This is a genomic window from Aminobacter ciceronei, assembly GCF_014138625.1.
Taxonomy (GTDB): domain Bacteria; phylum Pseudomonadota; class Alphaproteobacteria; order Rhizobiales; family Rhizobiaceae; genus Aminobacter; species Aminobacter ciceronei.
Genome location: NZ_JACJHY010000027.1, coordinates 82,475 through 105,336, shown reverse-complemented (window position 1 = coordinate 105,336; position 22,862 = coordinate 82,475). Strand labels below are relative to the sequence as shown.

Below are 22,862 nucleotides of genomic sequence, written 5' to 3'. Positions count from 1 at the left end.
GCCAAATACACCATCAATGCCGCGCGCACCTTCGGCATCGCGGAGCATGTCGGCTCGCTCGAAGACGGCAAGATGGCCGACATCGTCATCTGGCGTCCGGCCTTCTTCGGCATCAAGCCGGAGCTCGTCATCAAGGGCGGTTTCATCGCCTGGGGCGCAATGGGCGACAGCGCTGCTTCGCTGATGACCTGCGAGCCGCTGCTGCTGCGTCCGCAATGGGGTGCCTTCGGCCGCGCCAAGCAAGCGCTGTCGGCATGCTTCGTCAATCCGCTCGCCATTGAGCGCGGACTGGCCGCGACGCTCGATTTGAAGAAGGCATTGCTGCCCTCACGCGGCAATCGCAGCCTGTCGAAGAAGGACATGCTGCACAACGACGCCTGTCCCAACATCCGCGTCGATCCGCAAACCTTCGACGTCTTCGTCGATGGCGAACTGGCGACATGCGAGCCGGCCTACGAGTTGCCGCTGACCCAACGCTACATGCTGAGGTGACATCATGGACACCAGGACGACCTCATTGAACCCGTCCCCTTCACGCGTCGGCGCCGCCCGAATCGGCATTGGCGGTCCCGTCGGCTCGGGCAAGACCGCGCTGATCGAACGGCTGATTCCGGCTTTCGCGGCGCGCGGCGTGTCGCTGGCGATCGTCACCAACGACCTCGTCACCGCCGAGGACGCCGAGCGCATCCGCCGCTCGGGCCTGATCGACCCTGCACGCGTTGCGGCTGTCGAGGCGGGCGCCTGCCCGCACACTGTCATCCGCGAGGATCCCACACTCAACATTGCCGCCGCCGATGATCTGGAAGCCTTGTTCCCGGATGTCGAGCTGATCCTTATCGAAAGCGGCGGCGACAATCTCGCCTCGACCTTCTCGCTCGACCTCGTCGACTGGTGGATGTTCGTCATCGATGTCGCCGGCGGCGACGACATCCCGCGCAAAAATGGTCCGGGCGTGCTCAAATGCGATCTGCTGGTCGTCAACAAGACCGACCTTGCGCCTTATGTCGGCGTCAACCTCGCTGCGATGGCAGCACAGGCCGCCGCCGCGCGCGCCGGCCGACCGATGGCACTCACCAACTGCCGCAGCAATGAAGGGGTCGACGCGATCGCCGACCGCATCCTTTCGGATGTGTTGTTCAGATGACCAGCCACTGGCCACAACTGCGCCCCGAATATGCCACGCCGCAACCGCGCCATGCACGCAGCGGCCGCTTCGAGCTGGCGCTGTCGCGTCATGGCGCGCGCACGCATATCGGCCGCCAGTATGTCTCCTACCCGTTCCACATGACGCGGCCGTTTGCGCTTGATGCCGCCATCCCGTCCCTGCTCACCGTCTATCAGCAGTCTTCCTCGGGCGGGCTCTATCGGGACGACAGGCTCTCGAGCCGCTTCGATGTTGGGGCGGGCGCCGCCGGCCACGTCACCACCCAGGCGGCTACGGTCGTTCACGACTGCTACGGCCAGCCAGCTCGCCAGACGACCGAGATCGTCCTGCAGGAGGGGGCGTTCCTGGCGCTGACCCCCGATCCGCTGGTGCTGTTTCCCGGTGCCGCGTGTTCGAACATCACCCAGGCCCGGCTCACGCCCGGTGCGGTGCTGTTGCTGTCCGACGCCTTTACCCTGCACGACCCGCAGGCGCGCAACCGTCCGTTCGAGCGGCTGGAGGCGAAGGTCGAGATTCATGACGCCGACGGACGGCTGCTCGTGCGCGACAATCTTGACATCGCCGGAGCGGACCTTGCCGGCCCGGCTTCGCCCGCCGGCGCATGGAAGGTCGTGTCCAGTTTCATGCTCGTTGGCGCGCCTGACCGGCTGCCAACTGTCGATGAGCTCGCCGGCCTCGGTCGAGCGGAACGCCAGATAGCCGGCATCACCGCGCTGCCCAATGGCGCGGGCTGGGGCGTGCGCTGCCTGGCGGCGGACGCGATCGCGGCGCGCGGGATCGCCGACGATCTCTTTGCGCTCGCCGTTGCCGCAGCCTTCGGACAGCAACCCGCGCGGCGGCGCAAATGACGACCAATTCGCATCCGATCTGTGAATGATGAAAGGAACAGGACGATGAACAGCAAATCTCTCATTCGGACAGCGGCACTGGCCGCCTTCGCACTGGCGCCCGGTCTCGCCAGTGCCCACACCGGCATCGGCCATGTCGAAGGTTTCGCCCACGGCTTTGTCCACCCGCTTGGCGGGCTCGACCATGTGCTCGCCATGGTGATGGTTGGGCTCTTTGCCGCCCAACTGGGCGGCCGGGCCCGCTGGCTCGTCCCGGCAAGCTTCGTGTCGGTGATGATCCTGGGCGGCGCACTTGGTCTTGCCGGCATTGCCGTGCCGTTCGTCGAACTCGGCATCGGCCTGTCGATCGTCGTTCTCGGTGGTGTCGTCGCCTTCAACCTGCGCGCCGGAGTGGCGGCAGCGATGGCGCTGGTCGGCTTCTTTGCGGTCTTCCATGGTTATGCCCACGGTGCCGAGATGCCCGAAAGTGTCAGCGGTCTGGCTTATGGCGCAGGCTTTGTCCTGGCGACGGCGATGCTGCACGCGGCCGGACTTGGCTTCGGCCTGACTCTCGACGGCAAGGCCGGCGTACGTGGAGCGGTCGTGGTCCGTTCGCTTGGCGCGCTCGCGGCTTTCGCCGGCATAGGCGTAGTGACCGGCCTCGTCTGAAAATGGATTAGCGCGTGGGAGGCCGTGTTTGTGTTCCGGCAGGTAGAGGCGAGACACAGAGACACACTGAGCGGTCAGGACGAACTATCATGATCCAAGACCTTTCGACACTGACGGGCAATAGGCTTCGTGAACAGGCCATCGCTTTGTTCCACGAAGGCATAGAGGCGTCCGACCCCGAAAGAGCTGTTGCTTCGGCCCTGCAAAGTCGCAAGACCGAACTTGAGCTTGCCAAGCGAGTAATCCTTATTGCTTTCGGCATGGCAGCGTGTCCAATGGCCCGCGCCGCCCTGCCTTTTGTGGTCAACAAGCTGCACAGTGCGTGCATCGTCACAAACTGCGAGAATCGATCGGCAGTAGAAGGGATGCACGTCACGGTCGCCGGTTATCCGCTTCCCGACGAGCGCAGTGTCGCAGCAGCCTATGCAGTTGAACGCGCTGCGCGTTCAGCCGTACCTGGCGACTTGGTGCTGGTACTCATAAGCAGCGGTGGTTCAGCGCTGGTGTGTGCCCCAGCGCCAGGTGTGTTGCTTGCCGACAAAATAGCGCTCAGCGAAGCCCTGCTGCACTCGGGCGCGGATATCTACGAGATTAATGCTGTCCGGCAGCAGTTTTCGCGCCTGAAAGGCGGCCGCCTTGCGCAACTCACAACCGGCGCGCAGATACTCTCGTTGATCCTTTCGGATGTTGCAGGCGATGAAGTCGGAACAATTGCATCGGGGCCAACAGCGCAGCCTGCAACTACTGCTGCAGACGCACTCGCTGTACTAATCCGCTACCGCTTGAACGGGGTTGTGTCGGGCGCCCTACGCTCATATGCCGATCATCTGCTCGAACGTACCGAAGAAATGAGGTTCTCGCATGTCGAGAACGTGGTGGTTGGCTCTGTCAACGCTAGCTTGTGCAAGGTGATCGAACGGGCAGCTGCCAGTCACAAAACTATCCTCAAAGTTGACGAGCTTGAAGGTACCGCATCCGATGTCGCTGCGACGCTGCACCACCTAGCGAAAATGCAGTCTGCAGAAAGCGGGCCAATGGCGATAGTCGCGGGTTGGAGCCCTGCCGACAGGAAGGCCGGCGTCCGGGAGCGAAACCAAGAACTCGCTCTTCGTTTCGCGTTCCTCGATGAGCAAGCACCAATCGGGCATCCGTGGGCATTTCTGAGCGGCTGCGCTGGACGTGACACAGCCGGAGCTATTGTCGACCCCAACTCGATTTCGCGAGTACGGAAGCTTGGCTGCGATCCAGGAGCTTTGCTTGAGGCTGGTGCCTTTCATCAAGCCCTTCAGTATTCGGGTGATTTGCTCGCAACAGTCAGCACCCGCACCGCTGCAACTGACCTGCAAATATTACTGATGAATAGGCCTGCAGGAAAATGAGGGAGGTGATTGGGTCTGCTTCTCAAGGAAAGGGTTCAGATGTGCTGATGATTTGTCAGAGCATACGTCGATCCGAGCCAAAAGGTCAATTCCGTGGAGAGTGACGTCTGCGTTGATAACTATGCTCGAAATAATGTAGGCCTCAATTCGAGGCAGTTGCAGGTACTTATCGGAAGGGAAGTGCGAAAGTATCGCAGGAAGCACGAAATTACGGCCACCGAACTTGCTCACGCGGCGGGAATTTCGCTTGGGATGCTATCTAAGATAGAAAAGGGGATAATTTCACCGTCGCTTGGTACCTTGCATTCACTCTCGGAGGCTTTGGCCGTTCCGATTTCGGCTCTTCTACGACGTGCCCAGGCCGAGAGAACTGCCGTATTTACAAAGTGCGTGTCGAGTAACGCAGGCGAAAAATCCTCAATTATAATTGAAGCAATATCAAGTGTAGATGGGTTTGCTGTTCATCCATTGATATTAACGTTTACGTCTGAGAATTTAAATAAATCAAGTGAAATTTGTTCTGAGGCCGGGATAAAGTTTATATTTATATTGGATGGAAAAATGGAATATAATCATGGCGATAAAACATACGATATGGCAACGGGCGACAGTCTTCAATTTGATGCGATAATATCTCACGGGCCTAAGACGTTAAATTCATCAATAGTTAAGTGTTTATCAATACTATCTGTTGATCGAAATAACTGAATGCGTGTCGACTGGCGCAATTCTGATTTAGTCGATGCTCGCAAGAATTTGGGCATCGATACAAAAATCGAGAAATACCTGACGAACTTCTGTCGTGGAAATTTCCGCGGTCTCTGCCCGCGTCAAGGCGATGACAGCAAGGCGAGCCGTTTCTGTGCGGAGCCCGCCAGGCCATTCAGACAAAAAGATCCGAGCCTCGTCGATAGAGGAAATCGCGATGGTGCGGCCTTCGAATGCGATCCAGATGATATCAAAGTCCATCGTCGGCGAGTCTCACTACAGTATTTGTCGACACTTCAAGCCTCCACACGCAGATAACCGCTCAGCCCGGTTCTCTGATGCTCGATCACATGGCAGTGGAACGCCCAGTCGCCAGGGTTGTCGGCGACCAGTGCCACCTCCATCGTTTCCTTCGACAGCAGCAGGGCGGTGTCTGTCACCAGTGGGGCGACCTTGCGCTTGTCGGAGCGCAGCAGGCGGAAGCTCATGCCGTGCAGGTGGATGGGATGATCGTTCGGTGTTTCGTTGCGCAGGCGCAGGACATAGCTCCGACCCTGTTTCAACACGGCGAGCGGCTCGCCGGGGCCCGGTATGTCGGATTGCCCGGCAACCCGGTTGATCGACCAGAATGTGTAGCCGAGGGTGCCGCAAATGCTCGGCGCAGGGGCGTCGCCGCCGGGCGACCAGCCAAAGATGAAGTCTATCGTTTCAGCATTGGCGAGATCAGCCTGTGGTATCGGATTGGGCCGCAATGGCTTGAGCTCGTCCAGCCTGCGCCTGATACTGGCACCCAGGGGCCGAAACCGCGCGAGAAGCCGCGGCCCTTGCGGCGTTCTCAGGCTCAGGCTCACAATGTCGCCCGCACTGTCAGGTACACGCAAGGCGATGTCGGCGCGCTGCCCCGGCGCCATGACGATACCCTTGGGCGCAATGGGCTGCGCCAGGGGATTTGCATCCAGTGCGATCACCAGGGCGGTTCCGCCCTCGAGATCATATGTGCCGACGCGGGTGACGTCGGTCACCGCCAGACGCAGCCGCACGAGGCTGCCGGCGGCGAGATCATATGTCGGAGCGACCTCCCAGTTCACTGTGCCGACCGTGCCCAGAGTGCCGCCACGGGCCGCATTGCGTGGCTTGAACAACTCGATGAACTGACCATCGCTGCCGAGGCGGAAGTCCCTGATGTTGAGCGGCAGGTCGCGGTCGAACCCCGGGTCTTCCTCGTCTTCGACCACCAGGACGCCGGTCAGCCCCCTGGCCATCTGCTCCAGCGTGTTGCAATGCGGATGATACCAATAGGTGCCGGCATCCGGCGCTGCCAGAGTGTATCGGAAGCTGTTGCCGGGCGCGATCGGCGCTTGTGTCAGATAGGGAACGCCGTCCATCGCATTGGCGATGCGCAAACCGTGCCAGTGCACGATCGTCGCTTCCTCCAGCTCGTTCACCACATCGATCGAGAATGGTTTGCCCTGCGGCAGCCGCAGCACCGGAGGCGGTCCGTCGGCGTGAAAGCTCATCATGCCTTCGGTCGTCGTGCCGGGCAGGATCGAATGGCGCAGCATCGACGCCCGCAGGGTCAGATCGACCGCGTTGGCCCGACTTGCCGCTACAGCGCCGGTGGCGGCCGCGGCAAGAGCTGCGGCACCCCCGAGCAAGACCTCGCGGCGCGATATTCCAGGCATACGGACTTACCTTTCGCAGGCCTCGATGGCGCCGTTCTTCGAATTTCCGGCTTGCCGGGGGCAATCCCAAAACGATCCGGGTCGAAACGATCCAGACCGATACATCCATCCGCCTGCATCAGCAAACGAGAGCGCCGTGACGCGGAACACTGTGCTCATGTGCCTTGTCGGGACGTCGCCTGCTCATTCCGGGCCATGTCGGTCCGGGAATTTCGAGGCCACTTGCGGACGACAATGGCGGCGATCAGGAAACCCTGCACCAGAACAACAGCGTAAGCGGCCAGGATGGCGGCGCAGGGGACGACAAAGTTCAGTTGGGGAGCCGCGCCGAGCACCACCGGCATTACCCATGAAACGACCGACACGACCCCGCAGCCGATGAGTGCGGCGCGCTTGCGCGGTTCGATGTCAGCCAGGAGGTGCTTTCCGACCTGCTGCCTGAGGAACGGCAGCACCAGGCGATGAATGGCGATGCCGTTGATCGTCAGTATGGCGACGATGATCACCTTGGCCCAGATCTTCGGGTTCAGGACTTTCTCCGGCTCGGCGGCCTGGTAGAGCAGAAGAAACCCGATGCCCGACAGCCAGAGCATCAGCAGGCCGCGGGCAACAAAGCGACTGATCCATTCGACATTGTCGACGAGCTCGGCTGTCACGGCTGTCCAGCGATAACGCGACAATGTCAGGTCGAGAAACGCCGCCCCGCCGAATCCCAGGATCAGGCCGCCGAAATGGATCAACCTCAGTGATGTCCTGGCATAGGACAAAAGCGCGGGTGATGATGCGAGGGAGAGGTCGAAAATGCTCAATTGTGTCACCGGATGGAGGACGCAACGGCCCATCACCCCCTCCCGATGGGAAGGCGTGCCCGCTGCGTATCGAGCCTGAAGGGAAAGTTCGAGTTGACCGAGTGCGCCCCACCGAGCCGGGGCAAACTGGACGGGTTCGTCCTATTTAAGCTGATTTTCATAGTCAAGTATGAGGGGTCGCTATTTTAGCATTTCTGCAAATTTCCCGGGGCATGTGGCGCTGTTGTGTTGGCTGACACTGGCGAAACGTGAGCGCACCGAGCAGCTGATAGAGGCGCATGAGCAACTGGCGATCGCTTACAGCGGGGCCTACTTGCTCTGGGCTTCGCGGTCGTCACTCCTCATGGCGTCGGGGCTCGCTACGGTGGCCTCGATTCCTCGCTTCCAATTTGCTAAAGTAGTTGATGACGGTACTTTTCGGGTTGGCGGCTAGGTTGATGCTGACCGAAAAATGCGGCTCTGAAGGGCGATTGATCTCGATAGATTCCGACAGCGCGCAAAAAATTTTTCGCGGAAATTCCCGTTTAAAATCAACACCGTATGATTTTGACGGCTTATGGGTCGGCATATCGGTCTGTGGGCAAGAAAAAACCCAGCTAGATCAATGACCTAGCTGGGTTTTGAATAATTGAGTGGGAATGATTTCAGGCCCATCCTGACGTATCCGAAAAAACGCCATTCTACGATCTAACCAATTGAAATAAAAATACTTTCTGTTGCTGCCTGCCGAGAACAATCGGCAGGCAGCAGACCGACTTGTCGTGCGTTCTGACGGACCTTCCCTCTTCATCGCGCTGAAGACACTGCGCCGGCAACTCCCGTTATGTGCTGCCGTCACGCTACGATGCTGACGCACCCATGTCCCGGGCCACCTTTAATCGGGTTACGTACCTGGTCGTCGAGCAGGCGAAGAAGGACGGTCTGCCCCTTGAGCCTTTCACCGTGCACGATCTGAGGCGGACTGGTTCGACGCTGCTCAATGAACTGGGTTTCAACAGCGACTGGATCGAAAAATGCCTCGCGCATGAGGACGGTCGTTCGTCACGAGGTCAGCCGTCGGGCGAGATCTCTGCTGGCCTGAACAGGCCGAGCTTGTCGAGCGGGCTCGTGACCGTGCGCACCGTCCGGGTCGCGACCTTGGTGTAGAGGGCGGTGCTGTTCAGCTTGGCATGCCCGAGCAGGACCTGGATGATCCGGATGTCGACGCCGTCTTCCAGCAGGTGAATGGCGAAGCTGTGACGCAGCGTGTGAGGCCCGACCCGCTTGGTAATGTCGGCGGCCTGCGCCGCCTCGACGACGATGCGGTAGAGCTGCCGCGTGCTGATCGGCTTCATTGCGTGTTGGCCTGGGAACAGCCAGCCATCGCGGTGGCGTTGAGCAGCCCTGCCGGACAGCTGAAGTGCCGCGACCGTTTCCGTGAAGCGGGCGACCAAGCGTGTTGATATGCCCCGTCAGAGCATCCGCTGAAGAACGTCCCGCGGTCTGAGTTGCGCAGATGATGCTTCAGCGCGACGCAGGCAGGTCGCAGATAGGCGCTGTGAAGCGCCTGCAAACCCCGTAAACCTTGGGCCGGTCGTCAACTGAACTCCCAATTCCGGTGCGGTCACCTTTGTGTTTGAACGCGGAGAAGTCGGCTGTTCGGACGGATACGCGATTTCGGTCGAGCCGGTCTGCTAAAACTTTGTCGGCCGTTTCAAATTCCGCAGGATGACAGCGTACCACCATGTCGAGGTCAGCAGCCCTGAATAGTTGATGCCATACGCGGAACGCGCTGAGATAGATCTCGTGGGGCTCGCACGGCGGGTCATCTTAGCAGGACCCGTGGAACAGACGAAAGCTCAGCTGGAACGCATCAGCGCCATAGGAACAAAACTCTGGCAAGGATGACCGAGGGTTCGGCGGCCTGAACACAGAGGGACAGCAGTTTTGCAAGATGATGCGGTGCTGTGCGCCGGGGGAGGTCCGGCAGGATAGCGAACCTCCCGATCCTGCTAGTTGATCGTGACTGCCATCACGCCTGGGCGAGCAACATTCTCCCGAGCCAAGACAAGCAGGATCACTAGGAAGACCGCTTCGACCACAGCGAAGGCCATGAAGGCTTCAGAAAATGAGCCGCCCGAAGCCCTGATTACCAGGCCCATCATCCACGGAGAAACGAAACTCGCCGCCACGCCGAGGACTTCCGCATAGCCAACTGCGACGGTCGCCAGTTCGTCGGCGTATTTCTCGGTGAGCAGGGCGAAGATGGCGCCGCCACCAAGTACCGCGATGCCGCTCAGGCCAGCAAGGACCAGCAGCCAGCCAAACGGCATCGGATAGATTGCCGCAGCGGTGAAGGCGAAGGCGATCATCAGCGCCATTGCAGTGCCTAACTTGATCATGAAGGCCTTGCCTACGCGGTCGGCCGCGTAGCCGCCGACGACCAGGAACAACACCTGCGACAGACCCATCAGCGTGCCGACAACAGCCGCGCTTTCGACCGGCATGTTCTGCACTGCGATGAAGGCCGGTACGACCCAGGTCGCCGTTCCGGCAATGGCGAAAGTGCAGGCCGCGATGCCCAGACCCCCAACGATGATCCACTTCGAGCGGAAGATGACGCTGATCGGGATCGATGCACCACGCGGCAGCGGCGGCTCCCAGGCAAAGCCGTTGATACCTATCTCGGCCGGCCCATTGCGGGCGAAGAGGCAGTTGATGAGAGCGACGATCAACGTCCCGCCGGCCAGAACAGCGAAGAATGTACGCCAGCCAAAGGCCATGGTCAGCGGAATTCCAAGCGCGAAATCAAGCGTGATCGCCAGGCTGTATGCCGCCAGGATGAGGCCGATGATGCTGCCGCGTCGAGACTGCGGAAACCAGCCGATGACCAGCTTCATGTTGCCGAGAAAGATCGCCGCGTCGAAGAAACCAATCAAGAGACGCAACGCGACCAGCTGACCATAACTCTGCACATAGATCTGCAGGACCATACCCAGGCCGGTGCCTGCAAGTCCGATCAAAAGCATCATGCGCGCCGTCATGTGCCGGCTGAAATGCGACCACACGACCATGCCGATGCCGTAGGTCAGCGCGAAGATACCCTGCGCGAAGCCGGCCTGAGCCGGGTCGAGTTGCAGGGTTTCGGAGATGAATGGAATGACTGCTGCAAAGGCATACCAGTCCGCCGCAAGAAAGACCTCGCACACCAAGGCGAGTGCAAGCATGCCGATTTGCCATCGCCGGATGCGCGACCGGTCGTTTTCGGTAATTGTGTCCCAGTTCATCGTCCGTCCCCCGTTGGAAAACCTGGTTTTTGCGTGAGTGTGGTCGCCTATTTTTGCAACTTCGTTTGAGCTGCGGCCCACTTTCCGCGGGTATTCCGCCTGCGGCGACTGACACAGGCGGAAGGATGTGTCGCCGTCAGCTCTGCGGCGGCAGGAAATTGACCTCGTGTTCGGCTGCGATACGCACGACTTCAGCCGGATCGCCGACATTGTGGATGCGGTCGAACAGTCCGCGCAGGACCCGCGTCGGTGAGACCCAGAACAGGCAGCGCACAGTGCCGGAAGACTTGTTGAAGATGCCGTGCGGCTCTCCCATCGGCATGCGGATCAGGTCGCCTGCGGTTGCATTCACTTCCTTGCCGTCGAGCCAGAGGTCGAGGCGGCCCTCGAAGACCGAGACAAACTCGTCCTGGGTCGGGTGCGTGTGAGGCGGAACGAAGGTGCCGGGGGGCAAGATCGCGTGCCACGCCATGGAGGCATCCGATTGTTGCTTCAGCGTGTATGTCTGGCCAAGAATACTCCAGACGGTTCCGTCATAGGCTTCGTCGCTTTTTGTCACGCCGGCCTGCATTACAATCATGATGTGGTTGTCCTTGTGAGTTGGTGTTCGTCGTTGAGGGTGCCGTCAGGCGGCGAGAAAATCGCGGAGCAGGGTGGTCGCCTGGGGCGCTTCCTCGAACAGGAGATGCCCGGCGCCTGGGACCAGCTCGAGGCGAGAAACGGGGATGCACTTCAGCCAGGCGTGTGCCTGCGCAGCCGGCCGCATTCGGTCCTCGCTGCCCCAAAGCAGCAAGGTGGGAGCAGCAATGCGATGAAGCCAGGCGCCCAGTTTCGGATTGCCTTGCGGTTCGATGGCAAGCAGGCGACCGAGCGCCGCCATCTCGCGCCCAAGCGACGCGCCGAATGTAGGGTCTTGGGTCGTTGGAAAATATCCCAGCGCGACGCGCGGGTCATGGGTCAAATAGCCGGGAAGTTCTGGCGGGCTGACGGTGGACAGGTCGGGCGCGGGGTGTTCGCGCACGACCAGACCCGCCGGTGAAATCAGTGCCAGCCGACGCAGACGGCTGCTTTGCCGAGCCGCGTACTCGGCAGCGATCCAACCTCCAAGCGAGAAGCCGGCAAGGTCGAACGCTTCAAGCCCGAACCGGTCAAACAGATCGGCATAATGCAGCACATAGTCGTCGATTGAGGTGATGCGATCGTCGTCTGCCGAGTCGCCGAACCCTGGATGATAGGGAATAATGACTTTCGCGCCCGTAGCCAACGTGCGGGCGAATTCGAAGCCGGTAAACGTTCCTGCGCCATGCAGGAAGACCAGAGGAAAGCCCTCGCCGATACTGTGCACGATTGTGCGAATGCCGCGGATCTCGTACTCGGCGCGCTCAAAACCTTCCAAGGCCGGAAAGGGTCCGGGTTGCAGTGTCATGATCTGAAAACTCCCTGTTTATTCGGCGGCGACACAGCACGGCCGCCCGGCGAGGCCGGCAAACTGGTCGACCGCGTCGATAATGCGCTTGAGCACCATGGGATTGCTTGGAACGCCATCGGTGAAGTCGGTTTCGCTGGCATAGATCGCAGTTGGGATGGTGCAGGCTTCAAAAAACCCGAAAAGCGGTCGAAGCTGATGTTCAACGACGAGGGAGTGGCGCATGCCGCCGCCCGTCGCAGTCAGAAGCACAGGTCGGTTGATCAGCGCTGACGGGTGGACAAGGTCAAACACGTGCTTGAACATCCCGGCATAAGAACCCTTGTAGACCGGGCTGCCGACGATCAGCGCGTCGGCGTTTTCGATCGCTTCCACAATCGATCGGGCCTGATCGTTCAATCCGGCCGGTGAACAGGCGGCCAACCCTTCTCCGGCGTCCACCAAGTCGAATATCTCGACGGAAAAGCCATGGCGCTGGCGGATCTTTTCGGAAACGGCTTCGACAAGCGCACGTGTTTTCGACGGCCTCTGCGCGTTGCCGCAGAAGCCGATGACTTTGACACCGGTCATCCAGATCTCACTCCCGTATGGAACCACCAGGTATTCATCGACCTGTTCGGCGGTTCGCCAACTCCCATAAGCGCTCAGTTTCAGAACGGTAAGCTGCTTGGGCAAGCCCCCCAGTTGAGGGGGTTGCTGTCGCAACGCCCGGTTGGAACAGTGCCGGGAGAAAGCGCCTGGCACGATCGGCAAGGCGCAGACCAACAAGGGTGGAGCCTGTGAACATGTCAGTCGTCGAGTTCAAGAAAACCGGAAATCCGTCGCTGGCCGAGATGGCCGCCCATGTCGAAAACATCCTGCCGGCGATCGAGTCGGCTGCGGAAGAGAGCGAACAGCTGAACAGGCTGTCCGATGCGACATACATGCTTTTGCGTGATGCCGGTCTCTTCAGCATGATGATGCCGAAGGAGGTTGGCGGAGCTGAACTTTCTCACGTCGACGCGATGCGGCTCGGCGAACGCGTGGCATGGGCGCATGGTTCTGCCGGCTGGTGCGTGATCGTGAACAACGCTGTCGGCGGTGTGATGTCGCTGTTTGTCTCGGAGAAGGGCGCCGCCGATATTTTCGCCGAGGGTCCCGATGTCATGGTTGCCGGAAACGGTGTGCCGCGAGGCTATGCGCGGCCGGTCGACGGCGGCTACATGATCCGCGGCAACTGGGCCTATGGCAGCGGCATTCATCACGCCGCCTGGATCCATTCCGGCTGTTTCGTTACCGAGGCGGACGGCAAGACCATGGTCAAGCAAGCCAATGGTCAGCCGGAGATCGTCATCACCCATCACCCGCGCGAGACCATAGAGTTGAAAGGCAATTGGGATGTGCTCGGTCTGCGCGCCACAGGCAGTTTTGACTACACGCTCAAGGATGCCGACGAGCTCTTTGTGCCCAAGCATCTGTGTTATGGCTTCAACGACGGTGATGCCAAGCGTGGCGGCCCGCAGGGTAGTCTCGGGCTGGTGGGCTACACGGCCTGGGGTCACACGACATGGGCGCTTGGCGTCGGGCGGCGCATGCTCGACGAACTTGCCAAACTGGCTAAGGTTCGCGTCGACGCGTTTGGCAAGATGAATGAGAGCGCGACCTTCAAATATGAGTTCGCCCGGGCTGAGGCGCGCTTCCGTTCGGCACGTGCCTTTGCCTATCAGGCCTGGGCGAGCATGGCCGAAACCTTCGATGCCGGCCGCAACGCTTCTGTCGAACAGGTCGCCGATGTGAAGCTTGCGATGCGTCATGTCCATGACGTCATCTCCGATGTCGGCACCTTCGCCCACCGCGCGGCGCGCGGCGCGTCACTTCACAACGGAACCATGCAGCGTTTCTATCGCGATATCCATTCGGGTACCCAGCACATCCTGATGGCTGACGAAATCGTACAGGAATGCGGCCGCGTCTATCTCGGCGCGGTCAAAGCCGACGCAAAATGGGGAGTCTTTGGTGTGGATGGCTAGATAGTCGCGCAAACGGCTGTCTTCGCCGCCGCAGTCAGCTTGATTTTTGCCGAGGTTGCTTGAAAATCCCGCCTCGGCAGAAGCGCTCACGCACTGGCGAGCCTTTGCCACATGTTCCTGACAAGCTCGAACAATGAGCAGCAGGGCTGAGGAGGGAAAAATGATGTCGGGGACATCGGCTGGACGATCGAACTATTCGACGGGAGAGGTCGGCCATGCCGCGCTGGCCGTTGCTGAAAGCCGCTCTCTCGAAGCTCTTGGCGAGTCATGCCACCGCGAAATGGGCAAGCTGATGGGATCGCCCACGGTCGGGCTTTACCTGTTGGATGATCACAAGCCGAGCCTTGTCTACAGCAAGCAGGCGCCTGAGGGCTTCATCCGGGAGTACAGCGATGAATTCGACAAATACGATCCGCTGCTCGCCTATATTTTCGAGAAAGGCCGGCCTGTCGACGGGTCGACGGTGGTCGGTACGTCTGGCTGGCAGCACTGCAACAATTTCCAGTTGTTGAGGCGCTGGGGCTTCAAGCACTGCATGGCCGGGCCGCTTCTGGTAGAGGGTCGCGTGGTTGGCGTCGTCTACACCGCCAATGGCGGTGAGAGGGGACCCTATCGCGCTGAGGCAGTCGACAGCATGGATATTCTTTGCCGGGCCGGTTCACTCGCACTCGCCACCATGGTGGAGACTGGCCGGCTCGGCGGTGCGCCGATCGGCTGGATAGCGCAGTCCAGCGTTGCGTCACGCCATGAGCGGACGATCGGCGGGGCATATGCCTTGAACCAGTTGCCGGCGCGATCGCGCGAAGTGGCGCTTTTGCTCTGCCGCGGCCAGTCCAACAAACAGATCGCGCGGGCGCTGGGGATTTCCGCATATACGGTCAAGGATCATGTCGGCAAACTTTGCCAGCGACTTCACGCCCACAACAGAACTGAATTGGTCCAGCGACTGCTGACGACGCACTAAACCCACCATCCAGACGCTAAGCAGCAATAACACCGCAAGCGTCGGCCACCTATTTGAGGATGCGGTGTCCGCAAGTGGGGTCGGCACCGGTAGCCGATGCAGATGATGCTGGCCTCCGTGGGAGGTGTTCAGACATGCGGGCGACACCGCCAGCAGCGCTCAGAAATCATCGCCCACATTTACGAAGAGCTTGCGACCTGGAATGTCCCGCAGACCGGCGCAAACCCTTTTGCGTGAGCTTCAACAGCTCACTGGTCATGGCTGAGTGGTAAGGCGCTAGCGCCCGGCCAGGTCCAGCAACCGGTTCCACCGCAGCTTAGCCGGAACCTGCGAACAACGTTGGCCACTCGCCTGCGTATCCAAGCGGATGCCAGCTGGTCGCGCGATCAATGAACTGACTTCAGCAGAAAATCGCGGAAGCACCGCGCCGCAGGCGAAAGAGAACGCGTCCGCTTCTGAATCAGGCTGACCTCGCGCTTGATGTGCGGCTCGGTCGGTGTGCGAACGACGAGGCCCATGGAGGTCGCAAGGCGCGTGACCGCCGAGGTCATAATCGCGACGCCTAAGCCGCCTTCAACCATGCCGATGATCGTCAGCGGCAACGCCACCTCTTGCATCGACTTGTCGAGTGGCAGAACGATGCCGTTGCGCGCCAGTTCGTTTTCGAGCCGGTCACGGATCGGGTTGCCGCGCTGCGGGCCGATCAGCTTGCAGTCGGCAAGGTCGGTCCAGCGCAGTTCGGGACGTTTCACCAGCGGGTCCTCGGCATGGAGCACAACCAAAAACTCATCGGTGGAGAGCCGTGTGCCGACGAGTTCCGGATCGTCTTCCGGCACCGTGCCAAGTCCAAGGTCAACCAAGCCACTGGCGACCTGCTCCAGGACGGTCTTCTCCGCGACATCGTGCAATTCGACCGTTATCTCGTTGTAGAGCTTGGTGAAGGCGTTGACGAGTTGCGGCAGCATCAGGGCGGCCTGAACCGTTCCGGCGGCCATCGTGACCTTGCCGCGACGCAGCGCATTCAGTTCCCGCGAGCTCTCCACCATGCCCTCGATATCGGCAACGGCACGGGTTGCGATCGGAAGGATGTCGATGCCCGCCTGGGTGAGGCGCAGCAGGCGGGTGTGCCGATCGAAGAGGCGAAGATTGAGATTTTGCTCCAGCTGCCGCACCAGAGTGCTGACGGCCGATTGTGACGATCCGAGCTTGTCGGCGGCCAGCGTGAACTGTCCGAGGTTGGCCACGGTGACGAAGGCGCGGAGCTGTTTCAGCGTGACGTCCATGCCGACCCATTCATTCAGTTACCAGATGAATAAATATGATTGTGCCGATTGTTTGCTGATTTGGCCAGCCGCATGATCCCCCTTGTACGGCGTGCGGTGTAAAAACATGAGGCCAAGATGCCCCCCACCGCGCCGGAGCACTATTCGCTGGGAGGATAGCGAATGTCCAAACTTGATACGACGGATCCCGTCGAGAAGAAGTACCCGATTCCAAGCCTTTTCGCTCTCGGCCTGCAACACGTTCTCGTCATGTATGCCGGCGCAGTCGCCGTCCCGCTCATCGTCGGCAGCGCGCTGCAGTTGCCCAAGGACCAGATCGCCATGCTGGTCAGCGCGGATCTGTTTTGCTGCGGCATCGTCACCCTCATCCAGGCACTTGGTGTCGGCCGCCACGTCGGCATCCGGCTGCCGATCATGATGGGCATTTCGTTTACTGCCGTTCCCTCGATCATCGCGACGGGCAACAATCCGGACCTCGGCATGCCCGGCGTCATTGGGGCGGTCATCGCCTCCGGTGTCTTCACCGTCATCGCCGCGCCTTTCTTCGGACGGTGGGTGCGGTTTTTCCCGCCGGTCGTCACCGGCACTGTCATGCTGGTCATCGGCCTTTCGTTGATGCGCGTCGGCGTGAACTGGGCCGCTGGCGGCCAGCCGATGATCCGGGGACCGGAAGGCATGATCCCGAACCCCGCCTATGGCGCACCCTTCGCGCTCGCCGTCGCAGCCATCGTGCTGCTGTCGATCCTGCTGCTCACACGGGTTCTCAAAGGCTTTCTTTCCAACCTTGCGGTGCTGATGGGCATCGGCATCGGCTTTGCCATCGCGATCGCATCCGGCAAGGTTGATTTCCATGGCGTCGCCGACGCCGGCTGGGTGCGCATCATCCACCCGCTCGCCTTCGGTTGGCCCGTTTTTGAGTTCTGGTCGATCCTTTCTCTCTGCGCGGTCATGACGGTCATGATGATCGAATCGACCGGGCAATTCCTGGCGGTCGGCGACATGGCCGGGCGCAAGATCACCCAGGCTGAGCTTACCCGCGGCCTCAGAACCGACGGCGTCGGCAACATCATCGGTGGCCTGCTCAACACTTTCACCTACACGACCTATGCGCAGAATGTCGGTCTGCTCCAGATCACCGGCGTCCTGAGCCGCTTTGTGGTCGCGACGGGCGGCGTCATCCTGGTCCTGCTCGGTTCGCTGCCGAAGGTAGCCTTTATCAGCGCCTCGATCCCGAGCTACGTCGTCGGCGGTGCCGCCATCGTCATGTTCGGCATGGTCTCGGCGACGGGTGTGAAGATCCTGTCGAGAGTGGATTTCGTCGCCAACCGCCGCAACCTCTACATCGTCGCAGTCAGCGTCGGCCTCGCCATGGTGCCGGTCGTGGCCGACAACATCTTCGCCCAACTGCCGTCAGCAGTCGAAAAATTCCTGCACAGCGGCGTGCTCGTCGGCACCTTCGCGGCAGCTCTGCTCAACATCCTCTTCAACGGCGTGCCCGCGAAAGAGCCTGAGGACAGCGAACTGCAGAACCGTACGCCGGCGGCCGACCTCGCCTGAACAGCAACAACCATTTAGTCCGGCGGCCTTCGCGCCGCCGGTGCCCGAGCCGCGTAGCCCAAGAGGCCAAGTGGCCAGATCCAAGAGGAATGCCATGAGGCGCTTTGAATACCACCGGGCGGACACGCTGGAACAGGCCTCCCGCCTTCTCACCGACCTCGGCGAAGACACCTTCGTGTTCAACGGTGGTACGGACCTTCTCGTTGAAATCCGTGAAAGGCTGCGCCGGGTTCGCAACGTCGTCGACATCAAGCAGATCCCCGGATTGTCCGACATCATCTATGACGAAACGCGCGGCCTGACTTTCGGCGCGCTGGTGACCGTGGGCCGCCTGGAGCGCCTGGCATTGGTGCGCCAGCGTTACCCGAACCTGTATGCGGCCTTCGCCTCGCTAGGCTCCATCCAGGTGCGCAATCGTGCGACGGTGGCAGGCAATGTCTGTCGTGCCTCGCCGTCAGCCGATACGATCCCACCGCTGATTGCCGATGGCGCGTTCATCCACATCTACAGCCGCACCAACAGGCGCGTCGTGCCACTTGCCGAATTCTTCACCGGCCCCGGCAAGACTGTGCTTGCCAAGGGCGAGATTGTTACCGGTATCACCGTGCCGCCAGCCGGCGACAACTCCGGCAAGGCCTATCTCAAGCATGGCCGCCGTAAGGCAATGGAACTCTCCACCGTCGGCGTCGCCGTCAGCCTCACCATGGAAGGTGGTCTCTGCGATGACATCCGCATCACGCTCGGCGCGGTCGGAGCAACCGTGCTGCGCGCACCCCAAGCCGAGGCCATGCTGCGCGGCACGTCGCTCGACGCGGCAACCGTCAAAAACGCCGCCAACAAGGCGATGGAAGAGTGCACGCCGATCAGCAACGTGCGCGCCAGCGCCGATTACCGCCGCGATATGGTGGGTGTGCTGACCGGCCGCGCCATCAAACAGGCATTGGAGGCTTTCGCATGAAACGGATCGTTGAACTCACCATCAATGGCGAGCCGCGCGACATGGTGGTGGATAGCTGCCGCTCGCTGCTCGATGCGCTGCGCGACGATCTCGGCCTCACCGGCACCAAGAAGGGCTGCGACGTCGGCGATTGCGGCGCCTGCACCGTCATCGTTGATGGCGAGCCGGTCAATGCCTGTCTGATGCTTGCAGTGGAAGCCGAAGGCCGCTCGGTCGAGACGATCGAGGGACTTCAGCCAGGCGTCGATGTGCTGCATCCGCTGCAGGATGCCTTCATGCGCTACGGCGCTTCGCAATGCGGCTTCTGCACCCCGGGTATCCTGATGATGGCCAAGAAGCTGCTCGACGACAATCCGCGCCCGACGGACGAGGACATCCGCTTCGGCCTCAGCGGCAATATCTGCCGCTGCACCGGCTACACCAAGATTTTCGACGCGATCAAAGCAGCCGCGATCGAGATGGAGGCTGCAAGATCATGAACATGACGACCCCTATCGAACAGCGCGATTTCAAGATCGTCGGCAAGAGTGTTCGCCGCGACGACGTGCTCGAAAAGGTGACGGGCGAGGCCGAGTATACCGGCGACGTCAAACTGTCGGGCATGCTGCACGGCAAGATCAAGCGCGCGGCCATCGCGCATGCCCGCATCAAGAGCATCGATGTCAGCAAGGCGCTCGCCTATCCGGGCGTCAAGGCGGTGCTGACGCATGAGAACGTGCCACGCGTGCTGCATTACGGCTCACCGCACCCGCGCTCGGCTTCCTGCACCAAGGACCAGTATATACTCGATGACAAGGTACGGTTCTGGGGCGAGGGCGTTGCCGCCGTCGCGGCCATCAGCGAGGAGATTGCCGACGAGGCTCTCGACCTGATCGAGGTCGAGTACGAGCCCTTGCCGGCCGTCTTCGAACCGGAGGATGCGGCCCAGCCGGGTGCGCCGCTCATTCACGATGTCGGCCCTGGCGGCAACCTCGTGCTCGATCCGGTGCGCATCAATCGCGGCGATGTGGACGCCGGCTTCGCCCAGGCGGATTTCGTGCTCGAAGGTGTTTTTTCCGGTGGGCGGCCGCATCCGGCTTACATGGAGCCGAATGTCTGCATCGCCGACTGGGACGGTTCCAACAAGCTTACCTTCTGGACCTCCACCCAGACTTCTTTCATGGTGCGCGGCATCCTTGCCGAAGTGCTCGGTCTGCCGCTTACCAAGGTCCGCGTGCTCGTCGACCACATGGGTGGCGGTTTTGGAGCTAAGCAGGACCTGTTCCAGCACGAATTCCTGTGCGCGCTTCTTGCCAAACAGACGCGCCGGCCAGTGAAGATGGAATTCAGCCGCCACGAGACTTTCGTCGCCGGCCGCTCGCGCCACCCCTGCAAGATCTGGCTGAAACAGGGTTTCAAGAACGACGGCACGCTCGTCGCGCGCGACATGAAGCTGGCCTACGATTCCGGCGCCTACGGTTCGCACGGCCCAGGTGTCACCATTGTCGGCACGACGGCTGCCACCTCGCTTTATCGCTGCGAGAACGTGCGGCTGGAAGGACGCTGCGTCTACACCAATACGCCGATCAACGGTGCCTTCCGCGGCTATGGCGTGGTGCAAAGCTATTATGCGCTCGATATCCAGATGGACGAGGCGGCCGAACGGCTAGGCATGGATCCGGCGGAGCTGAAGCTGAAGAACGTCGTTCGCGCCGGCGACATCGCACCGTCGGGCCACCCGATCCTTGGTCATGGCCTCGAAATCTGCCTCCAGCACGGCATCGACGTGCTGGATTGGAAGAAGCTGCGCAACCGCGACCGCACGCCGGATCCCAAGCGACCCCACATTCGCACTGGCTGGGGCATCGGCTGCGAAATGCACGGTTCTTCCGCCTATCCCGGCATCAAGGAACAGGGCAACGCCACGGTGAAGGTCAACGAGGACGGTACGGTGACATTGCTCACGGGTGCCGCCGGCCTGGGCACCGGCGCGCACACAGCACTTGCACAGATCGTTGCGGAAGAACTCGGAGTGCGCTTCGAGGATGTTGGCACGATCCATGGCGATACGGACGTGGTACCTTGGGACATCGGCGCGTTTGCCAGCCACACGACTTATCTCGTCGGCACGGCTGCCAAGATGGCAGCCGGTAAGGTCCGCACTGCGGTTCTCGAACGGGCAGCGATGAAGCTGCAGGTCTCGCCGGCCGAGATCGATCTTTCCGAAGGCAAGGTCTTCGTCATCACCGATCCAGGACGCTGCATGACGGTCGCTCAGGCGATGGGTCCTTCCCGTGGCATTCCCGCCGCCAACATCGTTGCGAACGGCACCTACGAGCCGACGAAATCCTATTCCTTCGCCGCACATTTCGCTGAGGTGCATGTCGATACGGAAACCGGCATCGTGGAGGTCAAGCGCGTCATACCTGTGCACGACGTCGGCCGGGTCATCCATCCGATTGCCGCGCAGGGGCAGATCGAGGGCGGCATCCAGCAGGGCATCGGTCACACGCTGACCGAGGACTACGTCATCGACAAGAAGACCGGCCGGTCGCTCAACGCCGGCCTCGTCGACTACAAGATGCCGCTCTCGATGGACATGCCTGACATCGAGACGATCATCCTCGAAGCGGCACCCGATCCAGGTGGCCCCTGGGGCGCCAAGGGCGTCGGCGAGGACCCGATCATTGCCATCGGCCCAGCCATTGCCAACGCCATCCACGACGCCATCGGCGTTCGCTTCCGCCACTATCCGATCACTCCGGAAGACGTACTGAAAGCCTTGAGGGAGAAGGCCGCATGAACATGCACATCGAACCTGAGAGCCGGAAGCTCCCGATAACGATCCTCACCGGGTTCCTTGGATCGGGAAAGACGACGTTGCTCAACTACATCCTCACCGAACGCCATGGCCACCGGATCGCGGTGATCGAAAACGAGTTCGGCGAAGTCGACGTCGACAGCGACCTGGTGCTGGCCTCTGACGAAGAGATCTTTCAGATGCAGAACGGCTGCATCTGCTGCTTCGTCGATGTGCGCAACGACCTCATCGACGTGATGAAGAAGCTGTTGAGCCACAAGGACAAGTTCGACCACATCATCGTCGAGACTTCTGGTCTTGCCGATCCGACGCCTGTCGCCACGGCCTTCTTCGTCGATCGCAGCGTTGCTGAAGAGGTCGAGCTGGATGCCGTCGTCACGCTGGTGGATGCAATGCATATCGACCAGCATCTCTATGATCCGGTTCTTGACGGCAGCGACAACCAGGCGGTCAACCAGGTCGTCGCGGCCGACCGCATCCTCATCAACAAGGTTGATCTTGCCTCAGAGGACGCCCTCGGTTCGCTCGAGGCGTCGCTGCGCAAGCTCAACCAGACGGCGCCGATCCTGCGTTCGACCTATGGCAAGGTGGACCTGACCGATATTCTCGGTGTCAACGGCTTTCGCCCGTCCTATGTGCGCGAGCGGGCGGAAATCCTCGACATCGACATGGACGACGACCACGATGCGCATGGCCATCACGAATGCCACGATACGGCCTGCGACCATCCGGACCATGACCATGGGCACCATCATGACCACGGCCACGGCCGAGCATCGGTCCTGCGCCCGCACAGCCACGATGCGACGGTGAAATCCCACTCTTTCGTTTATCCCAACTCCTTCGACGGCGAGAAGCTCGCCACCTTCCTGAAGGATTATCTCGGCGAGCGCGGCGACGACATCTTCCGTACCAAGGGCATTGTTTCGGTGGCCAATGACGAGCGCTTCTTCGTGCTCCAGGCGGTGCACAAGCTGGTCGATTTCCGTCCGGATCACAGCTGGGGCGAGGATGTCAGGAAGTCGAAGTTCGTCTTTATTGGCCGCAATCTCGACCGTGACGGCATCGACAGGAACCTGCGTGCATGCCTGGCGGCCTAGCGGCGCTTCTCCCGTCCTAATACGCCTGCTCAATTCCTGTGTCCAAGACGCCCGCGCAATTTCCCGCGCGGGCGGTCGCTGCCGATCGCCATGAAATAGCGTTTAAAAAGAATAGGTTAGTCGATTTTTCCCCGTTGACAGAAAGTCGGCCCCATGGTTTCTTCACCGTTGAGTAGAAGCGCCGACAATTGCTCACCGTCTGTTGGACGATGAGGCCGCGATGTCGATGCTCACTGCGAAAGGAACACCTGTCGGTTGCA

At 60.9% G+C, this 22,862-nt stretch carries 23 protein-coding genes and 1 pseudogene; 15 read left to right on the top strand and 9 right to left on the bottom strand.

The window, feature by feature from the left end:
• From HNQ95_RS24425 to HNQ95_RS24400, 6 genes are all read left to right on the top strand, one after another.
• On the top strand, positions 1 to 492 hold a 492-nt coding region (locus HNQ95_RS24425), incomplete at its 5' end, for an amidohydrolase family protein (RefSeq protein ID WP_182575485.1).
• 4 nt (positions 493 to 496) lie between these two features.
• A complete protein-coding gene (gene ureG, locus HNQ95_RS24420; protein WP_182575484.1) occupies positions 497 to 1,144 on the top strand; it encodes an urease accessory protein UreG in 648 nt (215 codons plus the stop codon).
• Positions 1,141 to 2,013 carry an urease accessory protein UreD gene (locus HNQ95_RS24415; protein ID WP_182575483.1) on the top strand — a complete coding sequence of 291 codons (873 nt, stop codon included), beginning with the start codon at positions 1,141 to 1,143 and terminating at the stop codon, positions 2,011 to 2,013. The genes ureG and HNQ95_RS24415 overlap by 4 nt, the downstream gene beginning before the upstream one ends.
• Positions 2,014 to 2,058: 45 nt before the next feature.
• Positions 2,059 to 2,661, top strand: coding sequence for a HupE/UreJ family protein (locus HNQ95_RS24410; RefSeq protein ID WP_182575482.1), 603 nt, complete (start codon positions 2,059 to 2,061; stop codon positions 2,659 to 2,661).
• 89 nt (positions 2,662 to 2,750) lie between these two features.
• Entirely contained in the window at positions 2,751 to 4,040 is a 1,290-nt protein-coding gene (locus HNQ95_RS24405) for a glycerate kinase type-2 family protein (protein ID WP_182575481.1), read from the top strand.
• Between the two features lie 93 nt (positions 4,041 to 4,133).
• Positions 4,134 to 4,748: a helix-turn-helix domain-containing protein gene (locus HNQ95_RS24400; RefSeq protein ID WP_182575480.1), complete on the top strand. Its 615-nt coding sequence runs from the start codon at positions 4,134 to 4,136 to the stop codon at positions 4,746 to 4,748.
• A gap of 27 nt (positions 4,749 to 4,775) precedes the next feature.
• On the opposite strand, the gene HNQ95_RS24395 is transcribed toward HNQ95_RS24400, so the two are convergent.
• The 3 genes from HNQ95_RS24395 to HNQ95_RS24385 all read right to left on the bottom strand — a co-directional run bounded on the left by HNQ95_RS24395 (position 4,776) and on the right by HNQ95_RS24385 (position 7,272).
• Entirely contained in the window at positions 4,776 to 5,009 is a 234-nt protein-coding gene (locus HNQ95_RS24395; RefSeq protein ID WP_182575479.1) for a DUF982 domain-containing protein, read from the bottom strand.
• 35 nt (positions 5,010 to 5,044) lie between these two features.
• A complete protein-coding gene (locus HNQ95_RS24390; RefSeq protein ID WP_182575478.1) occupies positions 5,045 to 6,430 on the bottom strand; it encodes a multicopper oxidase family protein in 1,386 nt (461 codons plus the stop codon).
• A 155-nt stretch (positions 6,431 to 6,585) separates the two neighbouring features.
• Positions 6,586 to 7,272 (bottom strand): hypothetical protein, encoded by a 687-nt coding sequence (locus tag HNQ95_RS24385; protein ID WP_246340955.1) that lies wholly within the window; start codon positions 7,270 to 7,272, stop codon positions 6,586 to 6,588.
• A 371-nt stretch (positions 7,273 to 7,643) separates the two neighbouring features.
• Between HNQ95_RS24385 and HNQ95_RS24380 the strand changes: the two genes are divergently transcribed.
• Positions 7,644 to 7,847 carry a hypothetical protein gene (locus HNQ95_RS24380; RefSeq protein ID WP_182575477.1) on the top strand — a complete coding sequence of 68 codons (204 nt, stop codon included), beginning with the start codon at positions 7,644 to 7,646 and terminating at the stop codon, positions 7,845 to 7,847.
• A gap of 174 nt (positions 7,848 to 8,021) precedes the next feature.
• Positions 8,022 to 8,289 (top strand): annotated as a pseudogene (locus tag HNQ95_RS24375) (tyrosine-type recombinase/integrase); the annotation flags it as partial.
• Here HNQ95_RS24375 and HNQ95_RS24370 read toward each other — a convergent pair.
• The 5 genes from HNQ95_RS24370 to msuE form a co-directional block, all read right to left on the bottom strand.
• Positions 8,289 to 8,633: a tyrosine-type recombinase/integrase gene (locus HNQ95_RS24370; protein ID WP_281381297.1), complete on the bottom strand. Its 345-nt coding sequence runs from the start codon at positions 8,631 to 8,633 to the stop codon at positions 8,289 to 8,291. The pseudogene HNQ95_RS24375 and the gene HNQ95_RS24370 sit on opposite strands and share 1 nt — an antisense overlap.
• Before the next feature lie 597 nt (positions 8,634 to 9,230).
• Positions 9,231 to 10,715, bottom strand: coding sequence for an MFS transporter (locus HNQ95_RS24365; RefSeq protein WP_246340954.1), 1,485 nt, complete (start codon positions 10,713 to 10,715; stop codon positions 9,231 to 9,233).
• Positions 10,642 to 11,085 (bottom strand): cupin domain-containing protein, encoded by a 444-nt coding sequence (locus HNQ95_RS24360; RefSeq protein WP_067964827.1) that lies wholly within the window; start codon positions 11,083 to 11,085, stop codon positions 10,642 to 10,644. The genes HNQ95_RS24365 and HNQ95_RS24360 overlap by 74 nt, the downstream gene beginning before the upstream one ends.
• A gap of 45 nt (positions 11,086 to 11,130) precedes the next feature.
• Positions 11,131 to 11,931, bottom strand: coding sequence for an alpha/beta fold hydrolase (locus tag HNQ95_RS24355; protein WP_182575476.1), 801 nt, complete (start codon positions 11,929 to 11,931; stop codon positions 11,131 to 11,133).
• An 18-nt stretch (positions 11,932 to 11,949) separates the two neighbouring features.
• A complete protein-coding gene (msuE, locus tag HNQ95_RS24350; RefSeq protein WP_371746519.1) occupies positions 11,950 to 12,606 on the bottom strand; it encodes an FMN reductase in 657 nt (218 codons plus the stop codon).
• A 110-nt stretch (positions 12,607 to 12,716) separates the two neighbouring features.
• Between msuE and HNQ95_RS24345 the strand changes: the two genes are divergently transcribed.
• Together HNQ95_RS24345 and HNQ95_RS24340 are read left to right on the top strand one after the other, a co-directional pair.
• Positions 12,717 to 13,940, top strand: coding sequence for an acyl-CoA dehydrogenase family protein (locus HNQ95_RS24345; RefSeq protein ID WP_210283847.1), 1,224 nt, complete (start codon positions 12,717 to 12,719; stop codon positions 13,938 to 13,940).
• 133 nt (positions 13,941 to 14,073) lie between these two features.
• Positions 14,074 to 14,904: a LuxR C-terminal-related transcriptional regulator gene (locus tag HNQ95_RS24340; protein ID WP_083948663.1), complete on the top strand. Its 831-nt coding sequence runs from the start codon at positions 14,074 to 14,076 to the stop codon at positions 14,902 to 14,904.
• Positions 14,905 to 15,290: 386 nt separating this feature from the next.
• On the opposite strand, the gene HNQ95_RS24335 is transcribed toward HNQ95_RS24340, so the two are convergent.
• The gene (locus tag HNQ95_RS24335; RefSeq protein WP_067964818.1) at positions 15,291 to 16,187 is read right to left on the bottom strand and encodes a LysR family transcriptional regulator; all 897 of its coding nucleotides are present in this window, start codon (positions 16,185 to 16,187) and stop codon (positions 15,291 to 15,293) included.
• A 162-nt stretch (positions 16,188 to 16,349) separates the two neighbouring features.
• Here HNQ95_RS24335 and HNQ95_RS24330 point away from each other — a divergent pair, with 162 nt between their 5' ends.
• The 5 genes from HNQ95_RS24330 to HNQ95_RS24310 all read left to right on the top strand — a co-directional run bounded on the left by HNQ95_RS24330 (position 16,350) and on the right by HNQ95_RS24310 (position 22,602).
• Positions 16,350 to 17,744: a nucleobase:cation symporter-2 family protein gene (locus tag HNQ95_RS24330; protein ID WP_182575474.1), complete on the top strand. Its 1,395-nt coding sequence runs from the start codon at positions 16,350 to 16,352 to the stop codon at positions 17,742 to 17,744.
• A gap of 94 nt (positions 17,745 to 17,838) precedes the next feature.
• Positions 17,839 to 18,702 (top strand): FAD binding domain-containing protein, encoded by an 864-nt coding sequence (locus HNQ95_RS24325; protein ID WP_182575473.1) that lies wholly within the window; start codon positions 17,839 to 17,841, stop codon positions 18,700 to 18,702.
• Positions 18,699 to 19,181, top strand: a complete 483-nt coding sequence (locus HNQ95_RS24320; protein WP_182575472.1) for a (2Fe-2S)-binding protein — start codon at positions 18,699 to 18,701, stop codon at positions 19,179 to 19,181. Before HNQ95_RS24325 ends, HNQ95_RS24320 begins: the two co-directional genes overlap by 4 nt.
• A complete protein-coding gene (locus HNQ95_RS24315) occupies positions 19,178 to 21,484 on the top strand; it encodes a xanthine dehydrogenase family protein molybdopterin-binding subunit (protein WP_182575471.1) in 2,307 nt (768 codons plus the stop codon). Before HNQ95_RS24320 ends, HNQ95_RS24315 begins: the two co-directional genes overlap by 4 nt.
• Positions 21,481 to 22,602, top strand: a complete 1,122-nt coding sequence (locus HNQ95_RS24310; RefSeq protein ID WP_182575470.1) for a CobW family GTP-binding protein — start codon at positions 21,481 to 21,483, stop codon at positions 22,600 to 22,602. Before HNQ95_RS24315 ends, HNQ95_RS24310 begins: the two co-directional genes overlap by 4 nt.
• Positions 22,603 to 22,862: the final 260 nt, after the last annotated feature.